Annotated in this window: 12 protein-coding genes and 1 tRNA gene; 5 read left to right on the forward strand and 8 right to left on the reverse strand. The window is 57.1% G+C overall.

Going from position 1 to position 12,676, the window contains the following annotated elements; translation table 11 throughout:
- Positions 1-18 precede the first annotated feature (18 nt).
- Both terL and VNX88_07670 read right to left on the reverse strand, forming a co-directional pair.
- Complete coding sequence (gene terL / locus VNX88_07665) at positions 19-1,563, reverse strand: phage terminase large subunit (protein ID HWY68528.1); 1,545 nt, start codon at positions 1,561-1,563, stop codon at positions 19-21.
- A complete protein-coding gene (locus VNX88_07670; protein HWY68529.1) occupies positions 1,493-1,888 on the reverse strand; it encodes a hypothetical protein in 396 nt (131 codons plus the stop codon). Before VNX88_07670 ends, terL begins: the two co-directional genes overlap by 71 nt.
- A gap of 674 nt (positions 1,889-2,562) precedes the next feature.
- Here VNX88_07670 and VNX88_07675 point away from each other — a divergent pair.
- On the forward strand, positions 2,563-2,961 hold the full coding sequence (locus VNX88_07675) for a hypothetical protein (GenBank protein ID HWY68530.1): 399 nt from the start codon (positions 2,563-2,565) through the stop codon (positions 2,959-2,961).
- Between the two features lie 2 nt (positions 2,962-2,963).
- On the opposite strand, the gene VNX88_07680 is transcribed toward VNX88_07675, so the two are convergent.
- The 3 genes from VNX88_07680 to VNX88_07690 form a co-directional block, all read right to left on the reverse strand.
- Positions 2,964-3,260: a hypothetical protein gene (locus VNX88_07680; GenBank protein HWY68531.1), complete on the reverse strand. Its 297-nt coding sequence runs from the start codon at positions 3,258-3,260 to the stop codon at positions 2,964-2,966.
- 448 nt (positions 3,261-3,708) lie between these two features.
- Entirely contained in the window at positions 3,709-4,092 is a 384-nt protein-coding gene (locus VNX88_07685) for a hypothetical protein (protein ID HWY68532.1), read from the reverse strand.
- 298 nt (positions 4,093-4,390) lie between these two features.
- Positions 4,391-4,467, reverse strand: a tRNA-Met gene (locus VNX88_07690).
- 475 nt (positions 4,468-4,942) lie between these two features.
- Here VNX88_07690 and kdsB point away from each other — a divergent pair.
- Positions 4,943-5,668 (forward strand): 3-deoxy-manno-octulosonate cytidylyltransferase, encoded by a 726-nt coding sequence (gene kdsB, locus VNX88_07695; GenBank protein ID HWY68533.1) that lies wholly within the window; start codon positions 4,943-4,945, stop codon positions 5,666-5,668.
- Between the two features lie 89 nt (positions 5,669-5,757).
- Here the strand turns inward: kdsB and VNX88_07700 are convergent, their stop codons facing one another.
- Together VNX88_07700 and VNX88_07705 are read right to left on the reverse strand one after the other, a co-directional pair.
- Positions 5,758-6,576, reverse strand: coding sequence for a class I SAM-dependent methyltransferase (locus VNX88_07700; protein HWY68534.1), 819 nt, complete (start codon positions 6,574-6,576; stop codon positions 5,758-5,760).
- A gap of 238 nt (positions 6,577-6,814) precedes the next feature.
- Positions 6,815-8,098, reverse strand: a complete 1,284-nt coding sequence (locus VNX88_07705; GenBank protein HWY68535.1) for a rhomboid family intramembrane serine protease — start codon at positions 8,096-8,098, stop codon at positions 6,815-6,817.
- A gap of 417 nt (positions 8,099-8,515) precedes the next feature.
- On the opposite strand from VNX88_07705, the gene VNX88_07710 reads away from it, so the two are divergent.
- From VNX88_07710 to VNX88_07720, 3 genes are all read left to right on the forward strand, one after another.
- Entirely contained in the window at positions 8,516-10,774 is a 2,259-nt protein-coding gene (locus tag VNX88_07710) for a multicopper oxidase domain-containing protein (protein HWY68536.1), read from the forward strand.
- A 40-nt stretch (positions 10,775-10,814) separates the two neighbouring features.
- Positions 10,815-11,198 (forward strand): DUF2255 family protein, encoded by a 384-nt coding sequence (locus VNX88_07715; protein ID HWY68537.1) that lies wholly within the window; start codon positions 10,815-10,817, stop codon positions 11,196-11,198.
- 367 nt (positions 11,199-11,565) lie between these two features.
- Complete coding sequence (locus VNX88_07720) at positions 11,566-12,018, forward strand: hypothetical protein (GenBank protein ID HWY68538.1); 453 nt, start codon at positions 11,566-11,568, stop codon at positions 12,016-12,018.
- A gap of 134 nt (positions 12,019-12,152) precedes the next feature.
- On the opposite strand, the gene VNX88_07725 is transcribed toward VNX88_07720, so the two are convergent.
- Positions 12,153-12,509 (reverse strand): hypothetical protein, encoded by a 357-nt coding sequence (locus tag VNX88_07725; GenBank protein ID HWY68539.1) that lies wholly within the window; start codon positions 12,507-12,509, stop codon positions 12,153-12,155.
- Between the last annotated feature and the right edge of the window lie 167 nt (positions 12,510-12,676).

Consider the following 12,676-nt stretch of genomic DNA (forward strand, 5'->3'; position numbering starts at 1 on the left):
GGCGGAACTACCGCACACCTAGCGCAGCCCTTCGGCCAGTTCCTTGTAGTACTGCCAAACGCCACCCTTGTCTTGATTCAGATGGAGCAGTGCCTGCGTGCAGGCATCGACCTGATCGTCGTGCGGAGCGTTGGGGAAGCGGGTTAGCTCTTCGACAAAGTCGCCCACCCATGTGGCACAGCCTCCCCCGGCCGCGAGCTCGGGTAGAAATACATTCCGAGCTTCGAACAGCGGCGAGACCGCATGCAAACGGCCCATTTTGGAATCCGTAGGCTGCACGGCGATGATGCCGCTAATCTCCGTTCGCAGCGCCGAGATCACCGCAGGACCGTTGGCTTTGTCCTCGATCAGCTTGGCCGTGGCTTGCGGATACTTGTTCGTCATCTGCTGGATAGCCTGTTTGGTGCGGACAAAGTCCATGCGCTCGCGAACTTGATCCACCAGGTAGTAACTGCTGTTCAAGCGCAGCCAAACCTGCCCAACCACGTAGTCCGCCTCGCGAGTATCTTTAAAACTGCAATCCCAACTCTGCACCCACGTGCCTTTTGTTGCCGGCAGTTCCCGGTAGTACTGAATCCAATTGCGCTTGACGATGCCACCTTCGAGCGGCGCCGGATTCTGCTGATACTGGCCGGCATACGCCCATGAACCCATGCCGGTCTTCAGCTCAGCGAGGACTTGGTGAGAAAAGCGCTCTGGCCACAGCAACTGTCCGGCTGTGGGCTCGTAGGTATGCCCGTTGACCTCCCACCGCATGTCTTCTTCAAACTCGGCCGGAAGCTTCAGGTGCGTCCACGCGTTCGGCTCCTGACTGAGAACGTGCCCGGTGAGATCGCTGTCGTGCAGCCGCTGCATGATCAGGATGATCGTTCCCGTAGCGGGATCGTTCAGCCGTGACCGGAACGTCGCGTCAAAGTTGCGATTCGTCGCCTCACGCTCCTGGTCGCTGAACGCCTTCTTCGCGTTCATCGGATCGTCGACGATCAACTCGTCGCATCCTTTGCCGGTCGCCGATCCCGTGATCGAGGTGGAGAACATCACGCCACGGCGCGTGTTCTCGTACTGCGTCTTCAGGTTCTGATCCTTCGAGAACCTCACGCGATTTCCCCAGGCAGCGCGGTACATCGCGGAGTTGAGCACGTTCCGGCGAAACACCGAATGATCGGTGCTGAGCTCATCGGAGTAACTCACAAACATGAATCGCCGCTCTGGCTGGGTGCACCATCGCCAAACGGGATAGAACACCGTACAGAGCAGCGACTTCATGCTCCGCGGAGGGACGTTGATGATTAGCCGGCGGCACTTACCCTGCGCAACTTCGTTGAGGTAGTCGCAGAGGAGATCGAGATGCCAGTTCCATTGGAGCGTCGTGGTAGGTTCCAGAATGGACCAGAAGACGTGAACAAATGCCTTGAGGTCGCGCTCAGCTGTGTGCCTGCGCCTGAGATACCTTAGGCGCCCGAGCTTGGCTCGGTCGCCTCTTTTTGGTTTACTAGCTGATCGCCGGGATGGAGCCGAGGCGGCCTTCAAGTTCGGCGATTTGCGCGTCCAAGTCTTCGTCACTCAGCGCTTCTTCCTCAGCCGTCGGCTGGAGCCATGATTTGCTGCTCTTCGACTCTGGTTCCTCGTGCTTCACCTTCGCCAGGTCAATGGGCTGATCGCCGCACAAGGCGATGGCCGTCTTGATTGCCTGCAGACGCAGGCTCAAGGACGACTCAGGATGAACTGCGACCTCATACAGAGTCACACTCAATATCTCGCCCCAAGGATCGTCCGAACCTTCTGGTTTCTGTTTCAGCGTTCTGCGACACGCCCGCGTAAACGCCTTAGCGTCCGCGCGCGAAACGCGTTTTCTCTTCGGCTTTGCTTGTTCGTTGGTTCCGCTCATAGTGATTCCTAAATCAGTACCGGCGGCGGTAGCCGCCGGGTTGATGGGAGCGCAAGCGACTACTGCTCTCGTGACTCGCTAACCGGCAGCTACTGCCGCCGGTACCGCTGTGCTCCGGCGGACATGTTTCCGGCCGCTGACTTACCAGCAGCAGCAATAAGAGTTGACCATTCAGGCGCATAATGTGCACCTGTGATGTTTTTGATCTCACTGCGAGCTCTCACGATAGTTATCGGGATGATCCTCGCGCTAGTTCTCGTCTTCCTGATCATCCGCCGCGCCTCGTGCCGGTAATCGCAGGGTCCGCGCATGGCGGGCACTCCGGCGACGCCGAAATGCGATGGGTTAGCCGCTTTCAACGCCGTCGGAGTGTGCTTGTGGGAGTTCTCGTTAGCCGTTAGCAGCACCGCCCCCGACTTGTGCCGGCTTGTTAAGCTATTCGTCCCGTGTAGTCGGCCTCTGGAGGAACAATGCTTCACAAAATTGCGCTTTGGTTCCGGCTTTGCTGCCTAGTGTGCGTAACTTCTGTTTCTGGGGTTGCGCAGAGTGCAGCGCAGACTTCGTGCGACGCAGTTCTTAGGGACTACTTTGCATTGTTTCCAAAATCAGAGTTAGCGCTAGAGCATTTAAGAATGGAGGAGCAGTCTCATCAACAACGTGCTGAGAAACCCTACATGCAAGTTCTGCGCAATATGGGACTCAAGCAGGTGACGGCTGAGATAGACATCCTGTGGGATGGTGGCATCGTCGAAGCCCAGGCTGTGAATGTTAAATTCTCAGATTCGTACAGATACGATCACCTACCGGAGGCACAATTCAAGGACATCGATTCTGCCCAGATCGGAACGCTAAGGCGATTTTTCCGTATAGTCATGGCACAGGAAGCTAGAGAGGACCTGGTCAAAGAGATTAGAACCGGCTTTGTTGCGGGGTACAAAACCGAGCCGCTCGTGCTCGCAACGTTCGGTTACACACTCTTCGACACCCCTTGTATTCCTCCTCGTGTCTACGGCCCAGGAAGTGAAAGCATCATCACCGTAAGGGAGTTGCTGACGATGAAGCCCATCCTTTAGCTTCACCCGATTCCTCCCCATCCCTCTACTGCCGCAATCGCGCGCTTCGATCCACACGCATAAGCATGAATCGTCGCCGGCCCAATCCGCGCGCTCTCATCACGCAGATTCTCCGGACGATGAAACGCAAGCCGAATCGCTTTGCCGCGATTGATGCAGGTAGCCGCGCGATCGCGAACCATGCGGATCGCGACCTCGCGCATCACGTAATACGCGGGTTCGGCCCAGGTGGGCTGGAAGAGACGAAAAACAGGTACGCGGTTAATGGGCATGTACTTGGCCTCAGTATTTCGTTTCAAACTGGTCCCAGGTATCCCCGACAATCGGGTGATCGGGCCATCGGGTGATCGGGTGAAGTAACCGCCTGTGATTCAGGCGGTCACACGTCGCCGAATGTTCAAGAGGTGCAGGCCGATGGAAGAGAGTCTTCCGAAAATCTTTGGCAGCGCCGCTCCTGCCGGTGGTCGGCGGACCTGCCTGGGTCCGCCGAGTTCTCGTGATGTGCCGGCCCAGCTCGATCGCGCTTCGCTGGGCTTGTTTTCATTCCCCGTCTGCAGATGCTTGGTACGACGAAATGGGGTCGAAAGTCAACGGCAAAATTCCGGTTATGGAACGACGGTATCGCCGGTTTTGTGGATTTCCCGCGCATCGCCACTCTTTCTATATGCCGCCTTCCCGAATGAGGAAAAGGACTCGACTTTCCAAAAGATTCTTTTTTTCTGCGCCTCGGCTTGCCTGCCGCGCCGCTCATTCGTCGTCCTCCTCGAGCAGCGGAGCAAGCAGATCCCAGGGGATTCGGCCATGCTGCACGGCGTCAGGATCGAAGCATTCGTAAAAAGGCAATTCGCGTTGTGTGAGACCGTGTGCGAGATAGCGCCAGGTAGTTTGCCTGGAGCAGATGGGGCAAACGATTGACCAGTCTGCATCTGGCGTGTGCGAGCGCGGCAGCGCCAGGCGAACCGTGTCGCACTGAGCGCACCTCAACTCGAGATAAATGACCTCAAAAAGCGGCTGCGAGGGCTCCGAAAGTGCCTCGGAATCCCCTGAATCAGCCCCAGTTTGACTTTGAAGATCGACGAACCGGTGCTCGCCGTAGAAACAGAACGTCTCCTCGGCGCACGAGGAGCACATCGGTCCGCAGTATTCGCAGAGAAGCTGCCCTGCCGCTCCGCAGGCGACGGCATTTTCGCCGGTCGGATCGTAGCCATTCGAGCGAGCAACCTCGCAGCGAAGGCCGATCGCCGACGGCTGTCTCGCAGGAGGCTTTGCTTGCCCGATGCCAAACCCTCGTCATTACTGGCGATTTCTGCTGGTGAAGTTGAGTTGTTGTTGCGAACGACGGAATTCTGTACGTCGTTCTTCGGTGGAAAAATCTGCAGCTTGTGGTGCATAGTCGGCACTCCGCAATGGGTTGTGCCAACTACCTGATTGGTGGCGGCGGTAGGACTCGAACCTACGACCTACGGATTATGAGACCGTCGCTCTAACCACCTGAGCTACACCGCCACATAACAAATGACCTGGGATTTCGGTCGGGAGAGAGCCTGAAGAGGTGGCTTCAGGACCGCAGCCGGCTGATCGGCCGCTGCTTTTGATTGTAAGTTTTCGAGGAATGGAGCGTCAAACGGCAGAGCTTCTAAAGCTCCTGAGCTGCTAAGCAGAGACAAAAGCGAAGGCGTTTAACACGGAGGACACAGAGGTAAAACCAAAAGCTAGAACACGGATTGCACGGATCGAACGGATCTGACGGATACAACTAAATCGGGTGATTTCGTAACCGGATGATTGGGTGATTTTCAATCGCGAAATCACAAAATCACAAACTTCCTCGTCATCCGTCCGATCCGTCTAATCCGTTAAATCCGTGTTCTTGCTGTTGGTTTTAGGTTTTACCTCTGAGCCCTCCGTGTCCTCCGTGTTCAATGCTTTCGCTTTTGCCTTTGCTTAGCAGCTCAGAAGCTTAGTAGCTTAGAAGCTGCTCATGCGCGCTCTTGCCATCATCCCCGCCCGTCTCGCCTCCACTCGTCTGCCGCGAAAAGTTCTGCGTGAGATAGCCGGACGCCCGATGCTCGCCCATGTAGTCGAAGCCGCGCGCCAATGTCCTCAACTGTCCGATGTCATCGTTGCAACCGACTCCGACGAGGTGCTCTCCGTCTGCAAAAAGAACGGATGGCGCGCTGAGATGACTTCTCCCACCCATCGCAGCGGCACCGATCGTATGTGGGAGGTCGCGCAGCGAATTGCAGCCGACGTTTACCTGAATGTCCAAGGCGACGAGCCGCTGGCGCGTCCCGAGCACATCTCAGCGCTGCTGGCGCCAATGAAGGACGCGCGCGTGATGGTTTCAACCGTGAAGACGCCGTGCAGCTCCGCCGATGTAAACAATCCCAACGCCGTAAAAGTCGTAACCGATCTCGCAGGACGCGCACTCTACTTCACGCGCGCCACCGTTCCCTTCGACCGTGACAACACCGGCGCCGTGAAGCGATTCAAGCATCTGGGCTTCTACGGCTATCGCCGCGAAGCGCTGGAGAAGTTCTGTTCATGGCCCGAATCGGAACTGGAGCGTTCCGAACGTCTCGAGCAATTGCGCTTCCTGGATCATGGCGTCGAAATCTACGTCGCGGAAACCCCGTATGACACCGTGGGAATCGATACCGAGGAAGATCTCAAGCGCGTCGAGCAAATCCTCAAGAGCAAGGTGTAAGCAACGTCTTAACCACAGAGGACACAGAGTTCACAGAGAAACCGCTCGATCATGTTTTCCTCCGTGTCCTCGGTGGTTGAAAGCGCTTGTCAATCCCGAGTCGCATGAACCTCGAGATATTCCGCTCTGATCTTCGTGGTGCCGTCGGTGGCCTGGTTGTACTCGTTCCACAGCCGGTCCAGGTCAGCATTGAGAGCCGCCTGGCCATTCTCGTCCAGCTTGGAGAACGCAACCTGAGTGGGTCCGAAATATTTGCGGAACAGCGCGAGCACTTCTGCTGGCGGAACCGGATACTCGAAGTCGCAGATGCGGCGCGTACAGTCTATCTCCTTTGCTCCGCCGCCGAGGCGCTGACGCACTACCTCTTCGTCTCCCCACAGCGCGGGCATAGGAATACCTGCAGGCGGTGGAACGTGCTTTCCGCTGGTGCGAAACATCTTTCCTACGAAACCCAGCGGCGTCCAGTTGGCCATCGCGATCAGCCCGCCCGACTTGGTAACGCGCAACAATTCTCGCGAAACCAATTCGGGACGCGGCGCAAACATCGCTCCGAAGGTTGAGATCACGACGTCGAACGACCCGTCGGGAAATTCCAACTGCTCGGCATCGCCTTCGCGCACCTCGACCTTCAGCCCTTCCTTTGCGGCTCGCGCACGGGCCTGCTCCACTAAATTCGCGGCGATGTCGACGCCGGTGACTACAGCTCCCGCTCGTGCCGCTGGAATCAGAGTGTTGCCGGTACCACAGGCCACGTCTAGAACGCGTGTGCCCGGCCGCAATTTCAGACGCGAGACAAATTCCTCCATCGCCTTCTCGGCATAGCGCGCGATCACGCCAAAGTCGCCGGCCATCCAGGTATCGCGCATCCGCGACTTCAGCGCAGAAAAATCAACCTCAGCAGGTTGCATGGGATCTCTCCTTGCGACAGGTATTGGAAATCGTGATGTGGGAAGAGGTCAATGCCGGCTCCTGGACGGAAATCTTTTCACCACGGAGACACGGAGAAAAGTCCCCGGAGGGAAACCACACAGGACACGAAGGATCACAAAGGCGTGCGGCTTTGATTCCCTTCGTCTGCCTTTGTGTCCTTTGTGGTTAGCTTTTATTTTTCTCCGTGCCTCCGTGTCTCCGTGGTGAAAGAGGGTTCTACTTCCCCTTCAACTTCTCCGCTCGTTCCAGCGCTTCGGCCGCCTTCTCGTGCATTCCCTTTTTCTCGTAGGCGTGAGCCAGCGCTATTTCTGTGTCGTAATCATCGGTATTTGTAATTTCATTTTGGAACGATGCAATGGCGTCATCGTAGAGTCCCAGGTCTGCCTGCGCCTGGCCCAGCCGGTAGTGCACGCCTTCGAACTCCGGACGCAGCCTTGCAGTGGTCTTGAATTCCTCAACGGCCTCGCGCAGATTCCCTTCGGCAGCCAGCGCCATGCCAAGTCCATAGTGCCCGCCAGGGAGATTGGGATGCTTGGCGACTAAGCGCGAGAATGTTTGCCGGGCTTCCGGCGCATGCTTCTCGGCGAGATAGTTGAATCCGAGGAAATATGTGGCGTCGTCGTTTTCAGGGTCGATTTCGAGGACGCGCTTCAACTCGGCCTCTGCTTGCGCGTACTGTTGCTTGCCGTAATAGGCATTCGCGAGATTGAAACGTGCAGGCACATAGCCCGGCCTCATCTGCACCGCGGTTCGTAGTTCCGCGATCGCCGCGTCGTATTTTTGCTCCCTGAGGAGCTCGATTCCATGCCGGGCATGAATCACGTAACCACGCGAACGCTCGAGTCCAAAGGTGATTCCCGCGAGAGTGAGGGCGGCGAATCCGATAATCGCGAAGCGGGCTCCCACGTCGTGTTCCGATGGCGCGACGCGCGCAATGAGCGCGCCGCAAAACAATCCCGCTACGAGTCCGCCAAGATGGCACAGGTTGTCGGTAGGCCCCGAGACCGCCCCGATGACGATGTTGTATCCCACGAAAAAAACGAGGCTGCGCAGCTGCGCCTGGATCACCGGACGCGGCAGCGAAAACTCGCCGAGATAGAAGCCGGCGATCAGCGCCCCAGCAAGCCCGAAGATCGCGCCGGAAGCTCCAACACTCAGCCGCTCCGGATGCACTCCAACGCTCGCAAGTCCACCGGCGACTGCGCTAGTGAAATAAATTGCGCCGAAGGTCCATGTCCCATAAAGGGACTCGCAGAGCGAGCCCAGGCTCCAGAGGCACCACATGTTGAATCCGACGTGAAGCAGACTGCCGTGGAGGAAGGCGTAGCTGAGCAGCCTCCACCATTCTCCGCCAAACGTAAGTGGACCGAAATTGGCTCCAGAACGAATGAGCTGCTGCGACGTGGGATCGGAGAACAGTCCGCCGCCAACTATGCCCATGGCGAGATAAACAAGGATGTTGATTCCCACCAGCGCCTGACTCAGGCTGACGGAACTCATGGCACTGCGCTGCCACGGCGGCGCTAAAACGGGCTGCGGGGCATCCTCCGGCAATTCGCCGCGCTGCGCTGCCTCGTGCTGGACACACCACGGGCAAAGCCGCTTTCCAAGAGAGAATCCCGAAAGCTTACGCCCGCAACTGGAGCAGTTCGCCACTGGTTAAAGGTGTACCACAACGCCGAAGTTTCAGGTTTCGAGCTTCCGAAGAGCCAGGCAGCCGCCTCTCACTATGGCGGCCAGATTCTTAATGAAGATTGTGGAAAGCAGGCTAACAACGAAACGAGTCGAACCCTAACACCTCTCCTTTTCTTTCCGACTTCCGCTGCCCTCCTTTAATATCAAGCTCTAATCACCGATGACCAACTCTGGCGAATTGTGTGGCACTAATCCGCCGAAACCGCGAGAGACGGTGTAGCAATGCGGCGAGCCTTACTTCGCATTGCTCTGGCACTCGTGAGCGGTTGCGCAGCTTGCCAAACTCCAGATCCCGCAGATCAAGTCTGCCCTCGTTTTGCGGAAGGCTCTAAGGTTCAGGATCCAGCCGAGCTGTACAGCGAGAATGGCCGCCTCGAGCTGACCCTTAACTTCAGGAGTTCAGTAGACGCTCATGGCCTGCAGCGCTTCTGCTATGCGACCGACGGCGGATTGCAATCGCCGACTTTGCATGTGCGGCCGAACGATCGTCTGGTCATCCACCTCCACAATGATCTCGTGCGGACACCGGATAGTCCGCAGCCTCGATCCACCGGCGATCCTTGCAATGGTGGCCCGATGAGCCCTGACTTCACCAACCTGCACTTTCACGGATTGAGCGTGCCGCCGACATGCCACAGCGACGAAGTATTGAAGACGCTCGTCGGACCGGGACAGACCTTCGACTATGAGTTGCAAATTCCCTCGAGCCAGCCAACGGGACTCTATTGGTATCACCCTCATGTCCACGGATATGGAGAAGCGCAAGTCCAAGGCGGAGCCTCCGGTGCCCTCGTCGTCGACGGCATCGAGTCATGGAATCCCAAACTCACCGGATTACCGGAACGAACGTTGATTCTCCGGGACCAGCTCATACCCGGCTCCAGGCCGGCTCGGTCGAACGTTGGCGTCGGACTCTTCGACAGGGCCAAGCGGCCGACACAGAAGCCGACTGGCCCATCTTGGGACATATCGCTGAACCACATTCCCATTACCTATCCTGCTTACACTCCACCAGCGATTGAAGCCAGGCCGCGGGAAAGGCAGTTTTGGCGAGTGGTGAACGCGGCGGCAGACACCATCTTCGATCTGCAACTGATCGTCAACGGAACGCCGCGGCCGCTAGAGCTTCTAGCTGTCGACGGCGCGCCTTTGAGCCGAGCCGTCATGCAACAAAACATTCCTCTTTCTCCGGGTGGACGCGTTGAGTTCATCGTCGTCGCTCCGGAGAAGGGCGACAAAGCGCAGCTCATCACAAGAAACTGGGAAACTGGACCCGACGGCGAGGTCAATCCGACGCGGCCGCTGGCAAACATCGCTGTCACAGAAACTGTGGCGAAAGAGAAGCGTCTCGACGGCTCACGTCCAACCAAGACAAAGTCTGGCCTGCAGTCGCTGCTCCAGGCGACTCCCGCGCAGCGGCGCCGGCTCTATTTCTCCGAAAAAGGGAGCGACGAGAGCCCCACAGGCGCTGCCTTTTTTTTGACCGTCGATGGGCAAGGGCCCGACGTCTTTCGCATGGGGCAGCCGCCGAACATCATCGCGCATCAAGGAACGGTGGAGGACTGGATCATTGAAAACCGGGCCTTTCAGGATCACGTCTTTCACATCCACCAGATGCATTTCGCGGTGCTCGAGGTCAATGGCAAACCAGTCCGCGATTCAGCGCTGAGAGACACCATCGACATACCGTTTTACGACGCAAAAGGAACCTATCCGAGCGTTAAGTTGCGAATGGATTTTCGCGATCCTAAGATCCTCGGCACGTTTGTTTTTCACTGTCACATCCTGCAACACCAGGATCAGGGAATGATGGGCACAATCCAGGTCGCTCCGCCAGGACGTCCATCGCGCATTTCCATCGCAGCTCCAACACACACGGTCACGCTTTATGACGTCGTCAGCGTAACCGCAAAACTTCTGAACGCAAACGCCACGGCCGCAAAAGGCGCTGTGCAGTTTGTAGTGGATAATTCTCAGATTTTTGAAGCGGCCCTCTCCAGTGGCGAAGCCACATTTACCGGCCTGATGTCCCAGGTTGGGAAACACCAGATCGCTGCAATCTACCTCGGCGACACGAACTTGTCGCCTTCGCCATCCACGTCTCTCTCGCTTAACGTCGTAAGTACTTTCTTTACACTTTCGCCCAGTCCCGATATTGCACTGAGGTCGCAGGCGCAATCGGCCGGTACCCCAGTCACAATCAATTCTGTCGGCGGATTTGATCAACCCGTGAAACTCAGTTGCTCACTCCCAAAGGAGATCAAAGCGGCCTCATGCTCCATCGCGCCATCGCTAGTCAACGGCAGCGGGAAGGCAACGTTGACGGTGGCAACTGGCGCAGATGCCGACAGCAGCCAGGAAGGACAGCAAGGCATGAGCCGCATCGCCCCCGGCAATTATCCTGTCACGGTTCTAGCGGTAAGCGGAAGCGGCGAAGCGGAAATCCAAAAGAAGCTGGTAGTAAAACTGAGAGTTGATTAGTAACTGAGCTGGACAACCAGGCCCTCAGGATGTCGCAAATATGAAGCCCAAACAACAATTCTCCGATGAACTCAGGACTCTGCTCAGCGAGAGCAAAGGTCTGCGCATTCGCGCCGGCACCACGCATCGTTTCATTGGCATTTGGGTTGTCGTCGTGAAGGATCGCGTCTTCGTTCGCTCGTGGAGCGTGAAGGCGAACGGCTGGTACAAGACTTTTCTCGAGGACTCGAGCGGCGCTATTCACATAGACGGCGACGAAATCGCAATCCGCGCGGTACCCGTTAAAGACAAGCGCCTGAGAGATGCCATCGACCAAGCTTACCTCGAGAAGTACAACACTAAGGGGTCGCTAAAGTACGCGAAGGACCTCGGCAGCGCGAAATCGAGAGCGACGACGATCGAACTCGTGCCGATAGCGCAATAGAACGCCGGAGGCGCGCAACCCAATCGCGGAAGCGTTGGGAAACCGTCAGATCATGAGTTTCGGAGCCCTATCGGGGCGGCACCTGGCTGGGCATCTCCGACACAAAATGGATTGATGCAATTTGTGCGTTGTGGTGCCGCGCCTACGGCGCTCACAAAATTGCCTGTCAGCCTGAAGTAGTCCCGCACGTCCTCAGAATTCAGACAATCGTCCCTGCACCGTGAGCCCCGCTGCGGCCCGTCCCCGCACAAAAAATTTACAACTAAAAATTCCGATAGCGCGCATCTCTTGCTGCGTGGCCTACTGGCCTCAACCAAGAAAACTTTGGGCGTGCCCGAAATGGGACGAACAGGAGAGCAGGGATTTTATGAAGCGCTTTTTGCAATCGACATTTCTTGCGGCGTCGCTGGCGGCATCATGGTGGCCGGCTGCCGCGCAAGTGCGCCGTCCTTATGTAGCGATTAAGGTGGACGTGCCGTTCAAGTTCAAGGTGGGCAACAGATCTTTTCGTCCCGGCAGTTACGAATTTCTCTCTGTCGGGACCAACCTGATGGCGTTACGGGATGCGCGAGCCCGCATCGTGGCGTCACTGGTAACCCGCTCTGTTGAAACCGGAGTGATTGCACCATCCACCAGATTGGTGTTCCATCCTGAGAAGAAACAACTCTATCTTGCTCAGATAAAAATTCAAGACCTGAGCCAGGTTCTGGAAATTCGAGGAGAAGAGCTGGCAATACCTCCATCTCCTCCTCCCGTATTGGCACCGGCAGAAGTTTTACTGTTCAACACCAGGCAGTCAGGTGTCGGAGGGAAGCAATAGCTTCCGAGGCGCCGATCAGTACCGGCGGCGGTAGCCGCTGGGTGCTGGTCGGTGACCTGTCAATCGTCGGGATATATGTAGGGCTGGGGGATCTGCTCCTGTAAATTCCAGAGCAGGTCTTTGCTCGAGTCCCTTTATGCAGCCTCCGTCGTTGACCGGCGAAAATACTGCGCCGCCGGCGGACGCAAAAGGAAGAACGCGTACATGGCCAACAGCACACCGTGCGCAGCCACCTCGCTCATCGAGTGAAAGGCGCTGATGATGACGTGCGACGCAATCCAGGCCAAGGTGAGCCAGCGCGCCCAATTGCTTCCACGGAGCATAAACACTCCACCAACAATCGCGAGGACACGAAGCAGACATACCAGCAAGACGTCCGTCTGGAACGGATGTCGCAAGTTCAGCTCGGTGGAGTGATAAACGAGCCCAAACACCCCAGCCGCGAGGATCAACAAACTCAGAAGGGTCACGGAGAGTGGACGCTTGTTCATGATGAGTGCGCAACATTCTCGCACACGCTTGGGATCGGCAGGCGTTAGGCTCAACGCCGTTGTGCGCCCCTGGCTTTAGCGCCACGGCGGTAACCTTAACAAATGACTTCTCGCTTCCGCATCGGTTTTATTGACAAATCGGACTATAGGGTCTATCGTCCGTCGCA

The sequence above is a fragment of the Terriglobales bacterium genome (assembly GCA_035567895.1).
In the GTDB taxonomy this organism is placed as follows: Bacteria; Acidobacteriota; Terriglobia; order Terriglobales; family Acidobacteriaceae; genus Gp1-AA112.